Genomic DNA, 16,321 nt, shown 5'->3' on the forward strand with positions numbered 1-16,321 from the left:
CCATCGGGTGTGGGAGAATCGCCATCTGTGCAGGTCATCGCCTTAGTGGTTCGAACTACGGCGGTATCCACTGCATCACCCAGCAGCAGCCGAAGGTCTGACACGTACAGGAGCAGCAGATGGCCGATGCGGCACGGGCGCGCAGGAACGCGCCGCCCCGCGAGGAGGTCCTCGCCGCCGCCATGGAGATGATCGCCGAGCGCGGTCTGGAGAAACTCACCATGGCGGCGCTCGGCCGCGAGGTCGGCATGAGCAGCGGCCATCTGCTCTACTACTTCGGCTCCAAGGACGAGCTGCTCCTGCGCACCCTGGAGTGGAGCGAGAGCCGGCTCGGCGCCGAACGCGGCCGGCTGCTGGCCCGCGGCGTCTCCGCCCGCGAACGCCTCGACGCCTACGTCGGCCTGTACGTGCCCGACGGCCACCGCGACCCCCACTGGACGCTGTGGCTGGAGGTCTGGAACCGCTCGCTGACCGCCGACGAGGACGGCCGCGAGCGGCAGGCGGCCATCGAGGGGGCCTGGCACCGCGACCTGGCCGCCCTCGTCGCCGAGGGCGTCTCGCGCGGCGAGTTCCGGCCCGTCGACGCCGACCGCTTCGCCACCCGGCTGCGCGCCCTCCTCGACGGCTTCGCCATCCACGTGGCGATCGGCCTGCGCGGCACCGGCCGGGAGCGGGTGCTCGGCCACGTACGGGACTTCCTGGACGAGTCCCTGAACCGGTAGGCCGCTTCCACCGCTCCCGCCCGTTGGGCCGGCCGTGTCCCGGCCCATGCGTCGGCCGAGTCCCGGCGGGGCAATGAGGGCTCATGGGACGAGAGCACTGGAAGAAGATCTGGATCGGTTCGGCCGGCAACATGGTGGAGTGGTACGACTGGTTCGTCTACGCCAGCTTCGCCACCTACTTCGCCGGGGCGTTCTTCCCGCACGGGAACCCGACCGCCCAGATGATGAACACCGCGGGCATCTTCGCGGTCGGTTTCTTCATGCGGCCGGTGGGCGGCTGGCTGCTCGGCCGCGTCGGCGACCGCCGGGGCCGCAAGGCGGCGCTGACCCTGACCGTCACCCTGATGTCCGCCTCCGCCGTCCTCATCGCCGTCGCCCCCACCTACGGGGTCGCGGGGTACGGCGGCGCGCTGGTGCTGCTCCTCGCCCGGCTCCTCCAGGGGCTGTCGGTCGGCGGCGAGTACGCGGCGAGCGCCACCTACCTCACCGAGGCGTCCGATCCGCGCCGGCGCGGGTTCGCCTCCAGCTTCCAGTACGTGTCGATGACCGCAGGCCAGATCGTCGGTCTCGGCCTGCAGATCCTGCTCCAGCGCACCATGTCCGACGACGCGCTGCACAGCTACGGCTGGCGCATCCCGTTCGTGGTGGGCGCGCTCGGCGCCGCCGTCATCTTCTACCTGCGGCGCAGCATGCTGGAGACCGACGTGTACGAGGCCGACGACAGCGGCGAGGAGCGCGGCACGCTGCGCGCCCTGTGGCGGCACAAGCGGGAGGCGCTGCTGGTGATGGCCCTGACCATGGGCGGCACGGTGGCGTACTACACGTACACCACCTACCTCACCAAGTACCTGTCCAACTCCGCGGGCCTGCCCAAGCGGACCGCGACGCTGGTCTCCTTCACCGCGCTGATCGTCTTCGCCTGCCTCCAGCCGCTGGCTGGCCGGCTCTCCGACCGGATCGGCCGCCGCCCGCTGCTGATCACCTTCGCGGTCGGCTCGACCTTCCTGACCGTGCCGGTCATGACGCTGCTGAAGCACGCGGGCAGCTACTGGCCGGCGCTCGGCCTCTCCCTGCTCGCGCTGGTCGTGGTCACCGGCTACACCTCGATCAACGCCTGCGTGAAGGCCGAGCTGTTCCCCACGGGCGTGCGCGCGCTCGGCGTGGCCCTGCCGTACGCCCTCGCCAACGCCCTGTTCGGCGGGACGGCGGAATACGTCGCCCTGTGGTTCAAGAACGCCGGGGCCGAGTCCGGGTTCTTCTGGTACGTGGCGGCGTGCGCGGCCGTGTCCCTGGTGGTGTACATCAGCATGCGGGAGACCCGCGACCTGGACCTGACGCGGGTGAAGAACGCCGAGGCGTCCACGTTGACGCCCGCATCCTGAGACATCGATGAGTACGGGGGCAGGACTGTGCCAGACTGCTCCCGTGCTCTCGTTCGCCATGATTATTGGCAGCAGGCGCGCCGGTCCGCAGTGACCGTCACGTACGACCAGGTACGGGCGGCCACCGTCGTCCTCGACCCGCGCGCAGACCTCTCGCACCCGCGAGGGGTCTTTCGTTTTCCCGGCCCACCTTCAGCCGGGGACGGGGCGCGCGGGAGGATTGGGGGGACGGTGGAGCCGGTCATTCCGGTACGACCGAGATCCCACATCAGGAGCCTTGAGACATGTCCGAAACCAGCCGGCTGGACGATTCGTTCCACGTCTTCGACACCACCCTGCGCGACGGCGCCCAGCGGGAGGGCATCAACCTCACCGTCGCCGACAAGCTGGCCATCGCCCGCCACCTGGACGACTTCGGTGTGGGGTTCATCGAGGGCGGCTGGCCCGGCGCCAACCCGCGGGACACCGAGTTCTTCGCCCGCGCCCGGGACGAGATCGACTTCCGCAACGCCCGGCTGGTCGCCTTCGGCGCCACCCGCAGGGCCGGCGCCAAGGCCGCGGAGGACCCCCAGGTCAAGGCGCTCCTGGACTCGGGCGCCGAGGTGATCACCCTGGTCGCCAAGTCCCACGACCGGCACGTGGAGCTGGCGCTGCGCACCACCCTGGAGGAGAACCTGGAGATGGTCCGCGACACCGTCTCCCACCTGCGCTCCAAGGGCCGCCGCGTCTTCGTCGACTGCGAGCACTTCTTCGACGGGTACCGCGCCGACCCCGAGTACGCCAAGGCGGTCGTCCGGGCCGCGTCCGAGGCCGGCGCGGACGTCGTCGTCCTGTGCGACACCAACGGCGGCATGCTCCCCGCCCAGGTCCACGCGGTCGTCGCCACCGTCCTCGCCGACACCGGCGCCCGCCTCGGCATCCACGCCCAGGACGACACCGGCTGCGCCGTCGCCAACACCCTGGCCGCCGTCGACGCCGGCGCCACCCACGTGCAGTGCACGGCCAACGGCTACGGCGAACGCGTCGGCAACGCCAACCTCTTCCCCGTCGTCGCCGCCCTGGAACTCAAGTACGGCAAGCAGGTGCTCCCCGAGGGCCGGCTGCGCGAGACCACCCGCATCTCCCACGCCATCGCCGAGGTCGTCAACCTCACCCCCTCCACCCACCAGCCCTACGTCGGCCTCTCCGCCTTCGCCCACAAGGCCGGCCTGCACGCCTCCGCCATCAAGGTCGACCCCGACCTGTACCAGCACATCGACCCCGAGCAGGTCGGCAACACCATGCGCATGCTGGTCTCCGACATGGCCGGGCGCGCCTCCATCGAGCTGAAGGGCAGGGAGCTCGGCATCGACCTCGGCGGCGACCGCGAGCTGGTCGGCCGAGTCGTCGAGCGCGTCAAGGAGCGCGAACTCAAGGGCTACACCTACGAAGCCGCCGACGCGAGCTTCGAACTCCTGCTGCGCGCGGAGGTCGAGGGCGGCCCGCTGAAGTACTTCGACGTGGAGTCCTGGCGGGCCATCGTCGAGGACCGCCCCGACGGCACCCACGCCAACGAGGCCACGGTCAAGCTGTGGGCCAAGAAGGAGCGCATCGTCGCCACCGCCGAGGGCAACGGCCCGGTCAACGCCCTCGACCGTGCCCTGCGCGTCGCCCTGGAGAAGATCTACCCCCAGCTGGGCTCCCTGGAACTGGTCGACTACAAGGTCCGCATCCTGGAGGGCAGGCACGGCACCTCCTCCACCACCCGGGTCCTCATCTCCACCTCGGACGGCAAGGGCGAGTGGTCGACGGTCGGCGTCGCCGAGAACGTCATCGCCGCGTCCTGGCAGGCTCTGGAGGACGCGTACACGTACGGCCTGCTGCGGGCCGGTGTGGACCCGGCGGCGTAGTCCGGTCCCGCGCGGTCACGGCGAGCGCCAGATGTTGTCGAAGGCCGCGTCCTCGACGCGCCGCCGCTGCCGTACGGCCTCCAGTTCGGTCACCGCGTCGGCGACGGCGGCCACGACGGTGACCACCGCGTCGTCGTCGGGCTCGGCGGGCGGCTCCGCGCCCGTCGCCTCCGGCTCGATGCCCAGGGCGGCGGCCAGCGCGACGAGGACGGGTTCGCGGGCCGCCCAGCGACCGGCCGCGTCCTGACGCGCGGCCGGAGCGGCGGTGGCCGCCGGACCTGCGGCCGCTCGTCCGGGCCGCCGGCGGTGCCGGCTCCCGCCGGGGTGCTTAGCCGCGTCCAGTGCGGCGCCGTAGGACGCCGCCAGGCCGTTCCCGCGACGCCACAGCCAGTCCTCCACGCTCTCGTACGGTGCCTCACCGATCAGCGCGGCCTCCGCCGCGTCCAGGAGCCGGTCGTCCGTGGCCGTGCGCAGGCCGGGCCGGATCCGGTCACCGTCCAGGAAGACGGCTCCGGCCGCGAGCAGGTCGACCAGCTCGGCCCCGGCGAGGGCCAGCGACAGATCGCCCTGCTCGACGGGACGGTCACCGGGCACGTCCAGGGTGACGTACAGCAGATCGCGGGGTGTGCTCATGCCGGGCTCCCGATCGGACGTCGGACGGAACAGGACAAGACAGAACAGGGCGGAACAACTCGATTGTCACATTTCAGGTAGCTTCGAACCATGAAGGCCGTCGCCCCGCCCCTGGGCCCCGTCAGACTGCTGGCAGCGCTGACCGTGGCCGTCCTGGTCGCCCTGTCCCTCGTGGTGACCGGCGTCCCGCGCGCCGAGGCGGCGACCAGCATCTCCACCATCGCCCAGGCCCTGCGCAAGAGTCCCGTCTACGTCGACCCGGCCGCCTCCGCCCAGCTCCCGGCCGCCGCCGCCGACGCGCTCGCCCGCACCATCAAGGACGCGGACAAGCCCCTGTTCATCACGGTCCTCCCGGCCGGCTACCCCACCCAGAACCTCTTCACCGATCTGCGCACGGCCACCGGCGTCACCGGCGCCTACGCCGTCCGTCTCGGCGACCGTTTCGACGCCCGCGCCGACGCCTCGGTGCTGCCGCGCACCGCCGTGCAGAACCTGGTCACCAGCGTTCGGGGCGAGAGCGCCGCAACCCAGCTCAAGGACTTCACCGACCGCGCCCTGGCCAACATGCGTGGCTCGGCCCCCTCCACCTGGGGTACCTCGGGCCGCGCCACCGGCATGTCCAGCACCGCGCTGATCACCGCGGCGGCGGTCCTGGTGGTCGGCGGCATCGGCGCGTACACCCTGGTGCGGCGCTCCGCCCGCCGCCGGGAGGCGGAGCAGCGGGCCGCGCTGGAGAAGCTGCGGGTCGTCGTCGACGAGGACATCACCGCCTTCGGCGAGGAACTGGACCGCCTGGACTTCCACCCGGCCGAGCCCGGCGCCGACGACGCCATGCGCGCCGACTACGAACGCGGCCTGGACGCCTATGAACAGGCCAAGCAGTCCATGGCCGCGGCCCGGCGGCCCGAGGACGTCCGCGCGGTCACCCAGGCCCTGGAGGACGGCCGCTTCTCCCTCGCCCAGCTCGCCGCCCGCCGCGAGGGCCGCCCGCTGCCCGAGCGCCGCCCGCCCTGCTTCTTCGACCCCCGCCACGGCCCCTCGGTCACCGACGCCGACTGGACGCCGCCGGGCGGCGCAGCGCGCCGGGTCCCGGTCTGCGCCGCCGACGCCACCCGGCTGGCCGACGGCCGCGACCCGGTGATCCGCGAGGTCGACACCGCCCAGGGCCGCCGCCCCTACTGGGACGCGGGCCCCGCCTACGGTCCCTGGGCGGGCGGCTACTTCGGCGGCGGCATCCTCCCCGGCCTCCTCGTCGGCACCCTCCTGGGCAGCATGATGTCCACCCCGGCCTACGCCGCCGACTACGGCTACGCCGACCACGCCGACACCGGCTTCGGCGGCTACGACGGCGGCGACGTCTCGGGCGCCGACTTCGACCCGGGCGACTTCGGCGGCGGCTTCGGCGACGGGGGCGACTTCGGCGGGGGTGGGGACTTCGGCGGGGGTGGCGGGGGAGGGGGCGGGGACTTCGGGGGCGGGTTCTGACCTACGCCTCGCGGGTCCGGCCGACGAAGGCGGCCCAGGTCGCCGGGGAGACGGTGAGGACGGGGCCCACGGGGGCGGCTTTGGAGTCACGGATGTGGACGGCGGCGGTGTGAGTGGCGACCTCTACGCAGTCACCGCCCTCGCTGCCGCTGTAGCTGGACTTGCGCCAGTCGTAGGAGACTTCGAGGCAGTCGCCGCCCTGGCTGCCGCTGTAGCTGGACTTGAACCACGTGGTCTTCATGATTCTCCCAGGTTCTCACCGGTCGTCGTGGCGCCGCCGTACGGGCCCTCGCGCGGCGTACCGTGCACCCGCCGCGTGCCACCAGCGTGGCGGAGACGGTCCGTCGACGACGGAGGTCGGCTGGTCGGGATGGAGGCCGAGCCGCCGCAGGGCGCGGGCGTCGACGCTCACCCCGATGGCGCCGCGCCAGCGCCCGCCGTCGTCCCTGCGGCACATGAGGTCGATCCTGACCTCACGTGCCTCGAACGGCATCCAGTCGATGCCGCGCTCGCGCAGTCAACCAAGCAGGAAGGGCCCGGCCCCGGGCCGCCCCGGCAGATTCGGGTACGAGGCGATGTGCACCCAGTCAGTCGGCGACTCGGTCAAGGAACTCACTCCAGGCTGCGGGGGAGACGGTGAGGACGGGGCCGACGGGGGCGACCTTGGAGTCGCGGACGTGGATGGCGGAGGGGTGGGCGGCAACCTCTACGCACTCGCCGCCCTCGTTGCTGCTGTAGCTGGACTTGCGCCAGTCGTAGGAGACTTCGAGGCAGTTGCCGCCCTCGCTGCCGCTGTAGCTGGACTTGAACCACGCGGTCGTCATGACTCTCCTAGCAGTCCGTTCAAGAGGCGCACACTCTCGTCCGGCGAGAGCGCCTGAGACCGCAGCATCGCATATTTGTGGTGGTAGACGCAGACCTCGTCGGGATCATCGACGAGGAAACTCGCGCGCTGCACCTCCAGGTAGATGAGACGCTCGTGCTCGGGTGTCTCCAGCAGCACCATAGGGCCGTCGAGGCAGGCGTGCGGGGCCCGATCCATGGGCATGATTTGGAAGCTCATGTTGGTCGGCTCGGTGTACCTCAGAATCTGGCGGATCTGGTCCCGCATGACCTCTGGACCGCCTACCTGCCGCCGCAGGATGCTCTCCTCCAGCACGAAGTGTCCGACAGGCGGCCGGTCGCGTTGCCAGATCAACTGTCGGTCCATGCGGGTGTTCACCCACTGCTCGGCTGCCTCGCTCTCCAGTGCCGGGTAGCGGTAGTCGAAGAGGGCTCGGCAGTAGTCCCTGGTCTGGAGCAGTCCCGGGACCGCCAGAGCCTCGTACGAGTAGATCCCTACTGCCTCCTGCTCGTGATCCACCAGGCCCTGAGCGAACTGCACGATCCGGTCCCGTACCGGCAGAGATGCGATGAGCACCGTCAACGCCCCACCCGTATCGAGTAGTTCGTCGAACTGCTCGGCGCGGTCGGGCTGGAGGGCCAGGCGGCCCTGCTCGATCGACCTCACTGTGTCGACGTGGAGGCTGGCGAGTTCCGCGAACCGCTCCTGCGTAAGACCTGCCCGCTTGCGATAGTGGGCAACGAGCGACCCCACCGCCTGCCACGTACTGACCTTCTTGTTCCTCTTCCCCGAGTTCATGGGCGGTCCTTTCCCCCGTGCGTGCGCGAAGTGGCCCGAGTGGAGTCGTAGCGATGAGAGCTACGAACTCACTCATTGGTCCACTGTAGTGACACACAGTGACACTTGCCTCATGAACGGAGAAGTTCAACACCCCCTGACCCGCGCCGCGTTCTTCCGGAAGGACCGCAGGTCGGTGCGTATCGCACGGGAGTTCGTAGGCGCCGCGCTGGTCGACTGGGCGCTGACCGCACGCGGCGACGACGTACTGCTCTGCGTGAGCGAGCTGGCGACCAACGCGCTGCTGCACGGCGTACCGCCCGGACGCGGTTTCGCCGTGTTCCTTACACTGCACGAGGGCCGTGTCCTGCGGGTCGAGGTGCACGACAGCGGGGGCGGCCGGGTGCGGCAGCCGGAGGCGTCGGCGGAGTCGGAGCACGGCAGGGGGCTGCTGCTGGTCGCCGCGCTCGCCGACAAGTGGGGCGTGGAGGAGCGGTCGCCCGGCAAGATCGTGTGGACAGAGTTCGGATGCCGGAGCAGCGGCGCCTGAACGGCTACATCTTCGCCCCGAAGTCCTGAGTCCACCACGGTCCGCCAGAGCCCTTGTGGACGCCCACGCCGATGTCCTTGAAGGAGCAGTTGAGGATGTTGGCGCGGTGGCCGGGGCTGTGCATCCAGGAGTCCATCACGGAGGCGGGGGTCTGCTGCCCCCTGGCTATGTTCTCGCCGTAGGTGGACCAGTGGTAACCGGCGGTGGTGATGCGCTGGCCGGGGTCCTTGCCGTCGGGGTTGGTGTGGTCGAAGAAGTTGCGCGCGGCCATGTCGTCGGAGTGGCCCTGGGCGGCGGCGTCGAGCTGCGGGTCCTCGGTGAGGGGGCCGCAACCGGCGTTCGCACGCTCCTTGTTGACCAGCGCGACGACCTGGGCGACGGTCCCGGCAGGGGCGGGCGGCGCCTGGTGCGTGGCGGGGGCGGTACGGGTCGGCCGGGGCGGCTGCTTCGGCGTAGGCGGGGGCGTACTCCGGTGCGTACGGGGGCTGGGGCTCTTGGACGCGGTCGGGCTCTTCGACGGTGAGGCGGAGGCGGACGGGGAAGCCGATGGTGTGACCGAGGGGGACGCCGGCGGGGAGGCGTCGAGGCGGGCGCCGGGCGCGGCGAGGTCCGTGACCGGCGTGACCGGGGTCCGCGCCGCCGTACCACCACCACCGTCAGGACCGCTGCCGAGGTACCAGAGGCCGGCGCCCGCCACACAGACGGCCACGGCCGCCGCGCCCGCCGCCCGTCGTCGGCCGCGACGGCGGCGGGCGGCGTTGCGTGCGGCGGCCCGGCCACCGGACCGCGCGGATGCGGAGGACGCTGCCGGACTGGACGCGGACGCGGACGCGTAACCGACGGGCGTGCCGTCGAAGCCGGGGCGTATGTGCCCGAGCAGCGCGACCGGCACCGGGACGAGCGCGAGCCCCGCCAGCAGCCCCTCCGCGGGCATCAGGCCGCTCCACAGGCCCGCGCAGTGCACGCACGCGCGCGCGTGCCGGGCTATGCGCTTGCGCCACAGCGCGGAGGGGTGGCCGTCCCAGCCCGCCGCGAGGACGCCGCTCAACTCCGTGCAGCGCGGCCGGGAGTCGAGCGCCCGTACGACCACCCGGGCAGCCTCCAGTTGCGCCTTCATCCGCTGGACGCGGACCGCCGTGTGCTGCGGCGACAGCCTCAGCGCCTCGGCGACCTCCGCGCGGGTCAGCTCCCCGGCGCACTCCAGCCACCACAGCGACAGCAGCGCCCGGTCGTCGGGTTCCAGCCAGCGGGTGGCCCGTGCGGTCTCCTGCCGCTGGCCGGACAGCTGAAGGCGGACCATGGTCAGGTCCACGAAGTCGCCGCCCGGGTCGGCGACCTCGCCCGCGTCCTCCACGGCGTGCGGGGCGGCCTGCCGGTCCTGCCAGTGGGCGCGGACCCGGTTCATCGCGATCGCGACCAGCCATGAGCGGAAGCTCGCCGGTTCGCGCAGCCCGTCCAGCCCGTCCAGGGCCCGCAGCATGGTGTCCTGCACGACGTCGTCGACGTCCACGGAACCGTTCAGCGCACGGCCCACGATGTTGTAGACCAGCGGCAGGTACGCGCCGACCAGGGCGTCCTGGGCCGCCGGATCGCCCTCGCGGGCGGCGGTCACCAGGGCCACCAGGGCGGCCGGGTCCACCGTGTGCTGTGTGCTCATACGAGAAGTTCCCTGTCCCTCGGCGTCGGTCGATGATGTCCGATGCCTGGGAGACCGGGGGAGGGGAACCGAATAACAGTTCCCCGCCAGGAAGTTCCCGTCAGTTCTCCGCGAGGAGGTTCCCCGGGGAGTGCTCAGCCCTCGCTCAGCCCTGCTTGATCGCCGAGATGTCGAAGTTCAGCTTGATCTTGTCGGAGATCAGGACGCCGCCCGTCTCCAGCGCCGCGTTCCAGGTCAGGCCCCACTCGGAGCGCAGGATCTCGGCCTTGCCCTCGAAGCCGACGCGCTCGTTGCCGAAGGGGTCCTTGGCGGCGCCGTTGAACTCCAGGTCGATGCTGAGCGGCTTGGTGACGCCGAGGATGGAGAGGTCGCCGGTGATGCGGTAGTCGTCGCCGCCCAGGGCCTCGGCCGAGGTGGAGCGGAAGGTCATCGCCGGGAACTCGTCGGTCCGGAAGAAGTCGGCGCTCTTCAGGTGCCCGTCGCGGTCCGCGTTGCCCGTGTCGATGCTCTCCATCGTGATGTCGAGCGTGGCCGTGGACTTCGAGGGGTCGCCGCCGTCCAGGTGCAGGGTGCCGGTGAAGTCCGTGAACGTGCCCTTGACGTTGGTGACCATGGCGTGCCGTGCGACGAACCCGAGCGTGGTGTGGGCGGGGTCGATCGTGTAGTCGCCGGTCAGTGCGGCCGTCTCGGGGGCCACGGCGGGGGCCGGGACAGAGGCGGTGGCGGTGGTGGTCTCGGTGTCGTTCCTGCGGCCGAAGATGCCCATGACGTGCTCCTTGGGGACGGAGGTCGCTCGGCATCATGGGGGACACCGAGGACGTTGAATGTTCAACTAGAACCAACGAAGACGACAGTAGACCCATTCCGTTCAACATTCAACATCATCCGTGCCGTGTTTCGTGATTCACCCACAGTCACCACAGACGCCCTCTGGCGAACGCGCGTAGACCTCGGGCACCATCTCCCTGCGCCACCTGCACAGCCGCCCCACCACAAGCCCGGCCAACCGCAGGAAGGGGTCCCATGAAGGCCAAGAAGGTCATGAAGGCCGCCAAGGTCGTCAACGCCGTCAACGCCGTCAACGCCACCAAGGCCCGCGCCGTCGTCACCGCTCTCGCCCTCGTCGTCGCCCCCGGCGTCGCCGTCGTCGGCACCGCGACCGACGCCTTCGCCGTCACCAAGATCAGCCACGCCACCGCGACCGGCATGTTCCGCCAGTCCGGCATCACCTGGTCCTCCTCCGGCAACTGCTCGGACCGCAACAACTCCACCTGCACGTCCTTCGACCAGCTCAACCTCCCCACCGCGCAGGGCGCCCAGACCCTCAAGAGCGCCAGCGGCTGCGCCCTCAACATCACCGGCGGCACCGAGACCGGCCACGCGTCGGGCACCTACTCCCACTGGAACGGCTACAAGCTCGACTACGGCAAGAACACGTGCATCACCGGCTACGTCAAGAACGCCTTCACCTACATCGGCCTGCGCGGCGACGGCGCCCCGCAGTACAAGTCCGGCTCCGGCAACATCTACGCCGACGAGGGCAACCACTGGGACGTCCTCTACTACAACTGCGGCGGCTGCTGAACCGGCGGACCGAGCCCGGCCCGCGGACGGCGGCCCCGTACCGCACCGTCCGCAGGGCCCGGCACCGTTGACGGACCCCCCGCCCGCGACTAACCAGTCCCCCATGACGAAGCATCAGCAAGGGACCCCCGCCCCCAGCGCCTTCGTACGACCCACCCGCCGCACGCTCCTTTTCACCGCGGCCCTCCTCGCGGCCGGCGGCACCGCCCCCGCCACGGCGCTCGGCACCTCGGACGGGTCCGCAGCGGCGGACGACGACCCCTACGACACCCTGCGCGCCCGCTGGCTCACCATCGCCCTGGGCGCCGGATTCGACCCCACCGCCGAGCCCTACGCCTCCCGGCTCGCCGAGACCGGCCGGCTGGCCCGCGGCTTCCGCGACACCATGGCCCCCGCCCCCGCCTCCCTCTGGCCGGACCTCCCCTTCGACCCGCCGTCCGGCATCACGGCCGCCTACAGCAGGCTGTGGACGATGACCCAGGCCCACGTCCGGCCCGGCACCGGCTCCACCGGCGACCCCGCCCTCCTCGCGGACGTGCTGCGCGGCCTGGACCACCTCTCCACCACCGTCTACAACCCCGCCACCACCCGCTACGGCAACTGGTGGGAGTGGCAGATCGGCAGCCCGCGCCTGCTCATGGACATCACGGCCGCCCTCCACGACCACCTCGGCGCCGCGCGGATCAACGCGGCCTGCGCCGCCGTCGACCACTTCGTCCCGGACGCGATGCTGCACGACTACTCCGGCACCTCCACCGGCGCCAACCGCGTCGACCTGTGCCGCAGCGTCGCCCTGCGCGGCATCCTCGGCCGGTCCCCGGAGAAGACCGCCCTGGCCCGCGACGCCCTCTCGCCCGTCTTCCCCTACGTCACCACCGGCGACGGGCTCTACGCCGACGGGTCGTTCGTCCAGCACACCGACGTCGCGTACTCGGGCACGTACGGCCAGGTCATGCTCGACGGACTCGGCCGGCTCTTCGCGCTGCTGGCCGGATCGCCCTGGGAGGTCACCGACCCGAACCGGCAGAACGTCCTCGACAGCGTCGAGCGCGCCTACGCGCCGCTGATCCACGACGGACTCGTGATGGACAGCGTCAACGGCCGGGCGATCAGCCGGGGCTACCTCAAGGGCGACGACCTGCACGTCATGCGCAGCGACCACTTCCACGGCCAGGGGCTGATCGCCGCGATCGCGCTGCTCGCCGACGGCGCGAGCCCTGCCGAGCGCGAACGCTGGCACGCGCGCGTGAAGGGCTGGATCGAACGGGACACGGTCACCCCCGCCCTGACCGCCCCCCAGTTCGACGTCGCCGACCTCGCCCGGCTGCACGCGGTCGCGGACTCGCCCGTGGCCGCCGCGCCCGAAGTGCCGGGCCACCACCTGTTCCCGGCCATGGACCGCGCCGTCCACCGCCGCCCCCGCTTCACCGCGAACCTCTCCATGGCCAGCGACCGCATCACGTACTACGAATGCGGCAACGGCGAGAACCCGCGCGGCTGGCACACGGGCGCCGGCCTGCTCCTGTGGTGGGCGGCGGGCGAACCCACCGACCAGTACACCGACTGGTTCTGGCCGACCGTCGACTGGTACCGGCTGCCCGGCACCACCGTCTCCACCAGGCGCCTGGCCGACCGCGCGGGCGGCGAGTGGGGCGCCTCCCGCCCGGACGTCCGGTGGGTCGGCGGCACCACGGACGGCACGTACGCGGCGATCGGACAGCACGTCAAGGGGCTCGGCTCCACGCTGGAAGCGCGCAAGTCCTGGTTCTGCGCCGACGACGCCGTCGTCTGCCTGACCGCCGGGATCACCTGCGCCGACGGCGTGCCGGTCGAGACCGTCGTCGACAACCGCAACCTGGGGGAGGGCGGCACCCAGGCCTTCGTACGCGGCGACGGCTGGGCCCACCTGGAGGGGCACGGCGGCTGGGTGCTCCCCGGCACCGGCCACGGCCAGGGGCCCGGCGGCCGGGAACTGCACGTACTGCGCGAGGACCGCACGGGCGCCTGGTCGGACATCAACACCACCAGCTCGCCCGAGCGGCGCACCCGGCGCTGGCAGACCCTCTGGTTCGACCACGGCACCGACCCCGTCGACGCCTCCTGCGGGTACGTCCTCATGCCCGGCGCCTCCCGCCGGGCCGTCGCCGCACGCGCCGCCGACCGGCACTGGATGACGGTCCTCGCCAACGACGCCGGGCGCCAGGGCGTCGCCGTGCCGTCCCTCGGTCTGCTCGCCGCCAACTTCTGGCGGGCCGGTACCGTGGGACCGCTCACCGCGTCGGGCGGGGCCAGTGTGCTGGTCCGGCGCCGGGGCCGGACCGCTACGCTCTGCGTGAGCGAGCCGCCCCGCACCGGCGAGCCGCTGGAGATCGTCTGGGACACCCGGGACCGTCCGGTGCGCCGCGTGCTGCGCCACGACGACACGGTCGAGGTGATCCGGCGAGGCGCCCATCTGGGTCTGCGTGTCACTCCGGGGAAGGCATGTGCCACCCACGAATGTGAGGTGGCTCTCGCCCCCTGAGTTTGTGTGACCTCTACAACGCCGATCCCCTCTGAGCAGTCGGAAAGGCTGCACGGCGCCCAGGTTCTGTTCAGGGGTACCAGGAAAACGGGCCGGAGACTGTACGGAGTCGACGGCTCGCTTTCCTTGGTGTCCTTCGTAAGGTCGCTACATGACCGTTTTGGAAGAGACGACGGGTGAGCCGACCGGCGAGCCGGCGGACGCGCGCGGACGCGTCGCCGAGTTGCACGGGATCCGTGCGCAGGCGGTGGCGGGGCCGAGTGAGAAGGCGACCGCGGCGCAGCACGCGAAGGGCAAGCTGACGGCGCGGGAGCGGATCGAGCTGCTCCTGGACGCGGGGTCCTTCCAGGAGGTCGAGCAGTTGCGCCGGCACCGGGCGTCCGGGTTCGGCCTGGAGGCGAAGAAGCCGTACACCGATGGTGTGGTCACCGGCTGGGGCACGGTCGAGGGCCGTACGGTCTTCGTCTACGCGCACGACTTCCGGATCTTCGGCGGGGCGCTGGGCGAGGCGCATGCCACGAAGATCCACAAGATCATGGACATGGCCATCGCGGCCGGTGCGCCGCTGGTGTCCCTGAACGACGGTGCGGGCGCCCGTATCCAGGAGGGTGTCTCGGCGCTGGCCGGGTACGGCGGCATCTTCCAGCGCAACACCAAGGCGTCGGGCGTCATCCCGCAGATCAGCGTGATGCTCGGCCCGTGTGCGGGCGGCGCGGCCTACAGTCCGGCGCTGACGGACTTCGTCTTCATGGTCCGTGAGACCTCGCAGATGTTCATCACGGGTCCGGACGTGGTCAAGGCCGTCACGGGCGAGGAGATCACGCAGAACGGGCTGGGCGGCGCGGACGTGCACGCCGAGACGTCGGGCGTGTGCCACTTCGCCTACGACGACGAGGAGACCTGCATCGCCGAGGTGCGCTACCTCCTCTCCCTCCTCCCGCAGAACAACCGCGAGAACCCGCCCCGGGTGGAGTGCTCCGACCCCGTCGACCGCCGCTCCGACGTGCTCCTCGACCTGGTCCCGGCCGACGGCAACCGGCCGTACGACATGACGAAGGTGATCGAGGAGATCGTCGACGACGGCGAGTACCTGGAGGTCCACGAGCGCTGGGCGCGGAACATCATCTGCGCGCTGGGCCGGCTGGACGGCCAGGTCGTCGGCATCATCGCCAACCAGCCGCAGGTGCTTGCCGGTGTCCTGGACATCGAGGCAAGTGAAAAAGCTGCGCGCTTTGTCCAGATGTGTGACGCTTTTAACATCCCGATCGTCACCTTGCTGGACGTTCCGGGGTTCCTGCCGGGTGTCGACCAGGAGCACGGCGGGATCATCCGGCACGGGGCGAAGCTGCTGTACGCGTACTGCAACGCGACCGTGCCGAGGATCTCGCTGATCCTGCGCAAGGCGTACGGAGGTGCGTACATCGTGATGGACTCGCAGTCGATCGGCGCGGACCTGACGTACGCCTGGCCGACCAACGAGATCGCGGTGATGGGCGCGGAGGGCGCGGCCAACGTCATCTTCCGCCGCCAGATCGCCGGCGCTCCCGACCCCGAGGCCATGCGGCAGAAGATGGTCAAGGAGTACAAGGCCGAGCTGATGCACCCGTACTACGCCGCCGAGCGCGGTCTCGTGGACGACGTCATCGACCCGTCCGAGACCCGGGAAGTACTGGTCAAGTCCCTCGCGATGCTGCACACCAAGCACGCCGACCTGCCCTCCCGCAAGCACGGCAACCCGCCGCAGTAGCCGCACGTCCCCCCGCCACCCGGCGGACGCGCCGCGGTCATCCCGCGGACCCCTCAGCCACGGAGACTGACACCCATGGACATTCCTGACATCCGCGTCGAGAAGGGCCACGCCGAGCCCGAGGAGGTCGCCGCGCTGACGGCCATACTCCTGGCCCGCGCGGCGGCCCGCCCCGCCGACACCGCCCCGGCCCACCGCGGCCGCCACCGGGCCGGCTGGCGCCGCCTGGACCGTGAGAACGGCTTCCGCGCCCCGCACAGCTGGCACTGACCGGCCGCGACGACGAAGGGCCCCTCTCGCAAGGAGAGAGGCCCTTCGTCGTCTCTGTCCGTTCGCCAAGTGGTCCGCTCCGGAAATCCTTCGGGGGTTGCCTTCGGAGGCGGTGCTGTGGTCGGTGTCTGTTCCGTGCTCGCGAGGAGAAGGCCGTCCGCCTGAAAGCCGCCGTCAGCGTGCCCGCCGCGGGCTGACAGCAGCTGTCGGCAGGCAGGGAGCTCACGTGCACCGCTGGTACGACTGGCCCTGATCGACAC

General features: G+C 71.3%; 16 protein-coding genes. 9 read left to right on the plus strand and 7 right to left on the minus strand.

Features of this window, described 5'->3' with window-relative positions; all coding sequences use genetic code 11:
• The first annotated feature begins 119 nt into the window (after positions 1-119).
• The 3 genes from ACFC02_RS32130 to cimA all read left to right on the plus strand — a co-directional run bounded on the left by ACFC02_RS32130 (position 120) and on the right by cimA (position 3,993).
• Positions 120-722, plus strand: coding sequence for a TetR/AcrR family transcriptional regulator (locus tag ACFC02_RS32130; protein WP_376365016.1), 603 nt, complete (start codon positions 120-122; stop codon positions 720-722).
• Positions 723-805: 83 nt separating this feature from the next.
• Positions 806-2,104, plus strand: coding sequence for an MFS transporter (locus ACFC02_RS32135; protein WP_376365017.1), 1,299 nt, complete (start codon positions 806-808; stop codon positions 2,102-2,104).
• 284 nt (positions 2,105-2,388) lie between these two features.
• The gene (gene cimA / locus ACFC02_RS32140; protein ID WP_376365019.1) at positions 2,389-3,993 is read left to right on the plus strand and encodes a citramalate synthase; all 1,605 of its coding nucleotides are present in this window, start codon (positions 2,389-2,391) and stop codon (positions 3,991-3,993) included.
• Positions 3,994-4,008: 15 nt separating this feature from the next.
• Here the strand turns inward: cimA and ACFC02_RS32145 are convergent, their stop codons facing one another.
• The gene (locus tag ACFC02_RS32145) at positions 4,009-4,626 is read right to left on the minus strand and encodes a GPP34 family phosphoprotein (RefSeq protein WP_376365021.1); all 618 of its coding nucleotides are present in this window, start codon (positions 4,624-4,626) and stop codon (positions 4,009-4,011) included.
• Positions 4,627-4,716: 90 nt separating this feature from the next.
• On the opposite strand from ACFC02_RS32145, the gene ACFC02_RS32150 reads away from it, so the two are divergent.
• On the plus strand, positions 4,717-6,111 hold the full coding sequence (locus tag ACFC02_RS32150; RefSeq protein WP_376365023.1) for a hypothetical protein: 1,395 nt from the start codon (positions 4,717-4,719) through the stop codon (positions 6,109-6,111).
• 1 nt (position 6,112) lies between these two features.
• On the opposite strand, the gene ACFC02_RS32155 is transcribed toward ACFC02_RS32150, so the two are convergent.
• The 4 genes from ACFC02_RS32155 to ACFC02_RS32170 form a co-directional block, all read right to left on the minus strand.
• On the minus strand, positions 6,113-6,352 hold the full coding sequence (locus tag ACFC02_RS32155) for a DUF397 domain-containing protein (protein ID WP_376365025.1): 240 nt from the start codon (positions 6,350-6,352) through the stop codon (positions 6,113-6,115).
• 15 nt (positions 6,353-6,367) lie between these two features.
• Positions 6,368-6,604, minus strand: coding sequence for a hypothetical protein (locus ACFC02_RS32160; protein ID WP_376365027.1), 237 nt, complete (start codon positions 6,602-6,604; stop codon positions 6,368-6,370).
• 94 nt (positions 6,605-6,698) lie between these two features.
• Positions 6,699-6,935 carry a DUF397 domain-containing protein gene (locus tag ACFC02_RS32165; RefSeq protein ID WP_376365028.1) on the minus strand — a complete coding sequence of 79 codons (237 nt, stop codon included), beginning with the start codon at positions 6,933-6,935 and terminating at the stop codon, positions 6,699-6,701.
• On the minus strand, positions 6,932-7,753 hold the full coding sequence (locus ACFC02_RS32170; protein WP_376365030.1) for a Scr1 family TA system antitoxin-like transcriptional regulator: 822 nt from the start codon (positions 7,751-7,753) through the stop codon (positions 6,932-6,934). Before ACFC02_RS32170 ends, ACFC02_RS32165 begins: the two co-directional genes overlap by 4 nt.
• Before the next feature lie 112 nt (positions 7,754-7,865).
• On the opposite strand from ACFC02_RS32170, the gene ACFC02_RS32175 reads away from it, so the two are divergent.
• Complete coding sequence (locus ACFC02_RS32175; protein WP_376365032.1) at positions 7,866-8,282, plus strand: ATP-binding protein; 417 nt, start codon at positions 7,866-7,868, stop codon at positions 8,280-8,282.
• A 4-nt stretch (positions 8,283-8,286) separates the two neighbouring features.
• Here the strand turns inward: ACFC02_RS32175 and ACFC02_RS32180 are convergent, their stop codons facing one another.
• Entirely contained in the window at positions 8,287-9,939 is a 1,653-nt protein-coding gene (locus ACFC02_RS32180; RefSeq protein ID WP_376365034.1) for a sigma-70 family RNA polymerase sigma factor, read from the minus strand.
• Positions 9,940-10,084: 145 nt separating this feature from the next.
• Positions 10,085-10,705 (minus strand): YceI family protein, encoded by a 621-nt coding sequence (locus ACFC02_RS32185; RefSeq protein WP_376365036.1) that lies wholly within the window; start codon positions 10,703-10,705, stop codon positions 10,085-10,087.
• A gap of 275 nt (positions 10,706-10,980) precedes the next feature.
• Here ACFC02_RS32185 and ACFC02_RS32190 point away from each other — a divergent pair, with 275 nt between their 5' ends.
• From ACFC02_RS32190 to ACFC02_RS32205, 4 genes are all read left to right on the plus strand, one after another.
• Complete coding sequence (locus ACFC02_RS32190; RefSeq protein ID WP_376365052.1) at positions 10,981-11,523, plus strand: hypothetical protein; 543 nt, start codon at positions 10,981-10,983, stop codon at positions 11,521-11,523.
• A gap of 103 nt (positions 11,524-11,626) precedes the next feature.
• Positions 11,627-14,044: a polysaccharide lyase 8 family protein gene (locus ACFC02_RS32195; protein WP_376365037.1), complete on the plus strand. Its 2,418-nt coding sequence runs from the start codon at positions 11,627-11,629 to the stop codon at positions 14,042-14,044.
• A 151-nt stretch (positions 14,045-14,195) separates the two neighbouring features.
• Positions 14,196-15,791 (plus strand): acyl-CoA carboxylase subunit beta, encoded by a 1,596-nt coding sequence (locus ACFC02_RS32200; protein ID WP_376365039.1) that lies wholly within the window; start codon positions 14,196-14,198, stop codon positions 15,789-15,791.
• Between the two features lie 75 nt (positions 15,792-15,866).
• Entirely contained in the window at positions 15,867-16,061 is a 195-nt protein-coding gene (locus ACFC02_RS32205) for an acyl-CoA carboxylase epsilon subunit (protein WP_360975120.1), read from the plus strand.
• Positions 16,062-16,321 lie beyond the last annotated feature (260 nt).

It is taken from the genome of Streptomyces sp. NPDC056160 (assembly GCF_042268205.1).
Classification (GTDB): domain Bacteria; phylum Actinomycetota; class Actinomycetes; order Streptomycetales; family Streptomycetaceae; genus Streptomyces.

Bases quoted from the DNA above. Each gene is read 5' to 3' on its own strand.
- ACFC02_RS32130 (WP_376365016.1), top strand. From the start codon at position 120: ATGGCCGATGCGGCACGGGCGCGCAGGAACGCGCCGCCCCGCGAGGAG.
- ACFC02_RS32135 (WP_376365017.1), top strand. From the start codon at position 806: ATGGGACGAGAGCACTGGAAGAAGATCTGGATCGGTTCGGCCGGCAAC.
- cimA (WP_376365019.1), top strand. From the start codon at position 2,389: ATGTCCGAAACCAGCCGGCTGGACGATTCGTTCCACGTCTTCGACACC.
- ACFC02_RS32145 (WP_376365021.1), bottom strand. From the start codon at position 4,626: ATGAGCACACCCCGCGATCTGCTGTACGTCACCCTGGACGTGCCCGGT.
- ACFC02_RS32150 (WP_376365023.1), top strand. From the start codon at position 4,717: ATGAAGGCCGTCGCCCCGCCCCTGGGCCCCGTCAGACTGCTGGCAGCG.
- ACFC02_RS32155 (WP_376365025.1), bottom strand. From the start codon at position 6,352: ATGAAGACCACGTGGTTCAAGTCCAGCTACAGCGGCAGCCAGGGCGGC.
- ACFC02_RS32160 (WP_376365027.1), bottom strand. From the start codon at position 6,604: ATGCCGTTCGAGGCACGTGAGGTCAGGATCGACCTCATGTGCCGCAGG.
- ACFC02_RS32165 (WP_376365028.1), bottom strand. From the start codon at position 6,935: ATGACGACCGCGTGGTTCAAGTCCAGCTACAGCGGCAGCGAGGGCGGC.
- ACFC02_RS32170 (WP_376365030.1), bottom strand. From the start codon at position 7,753: ATGAACTCGGGGAAGAGGAACAAGAAGGTCAGTACGTGGCAGGCGGTG.
- ACFC02_RS32175 (WP_376365032.1), top strand. From the start codon at position 7,866: ATGAACGGAGAAGTTCAACACCCCCTGACCCGCGCCGCGTTCTTCCGG.
- ACFC02_RS32180 (WP_376365034.1), bottom strand. From the start codon at position 9,939: ATGAGCACACAGCACACGGTGGACCCGGCCGCCCTGGTGGCCCTGGTG.
- ACFC02_RS32185 (WP_376365036.1), bottom strand. From the start codon at position 10,705: ATGGGCATCTTCGGCCGCAGGAACGACACCGAGACCACCACCGCCACC.
- ACFC02_RS32190 (WP_376365052.1), top strand. From the start codon at position 10,981: ATGAAGGCCGCCAAGGTCGTCAACGCCGTCAACGCCGTCAACGCCACC.
- ACFC02_RS32195 (WP_376365037.1), top strand. From the start codon at position 11,627: ATGACGAAGCATCAGCAAGGGACCCCCGCCCCCAGCGCCTTCGTACGA.
- ACFC02_RS32200 (WP_376365039.1), top strand. From the start codon at position 14,196: ATGACCGTTTTGGAAGAGACGACGGGTGAGCCGACCGGCGAGCCGGCG.
- ACFC02_RS32205 (WP_360975120.1), top strand. From the start codon at position 15,867: ATGGACATTCCTGACATCCGCGTCGAGAAGGGCCACGCCGAGCCCGAG.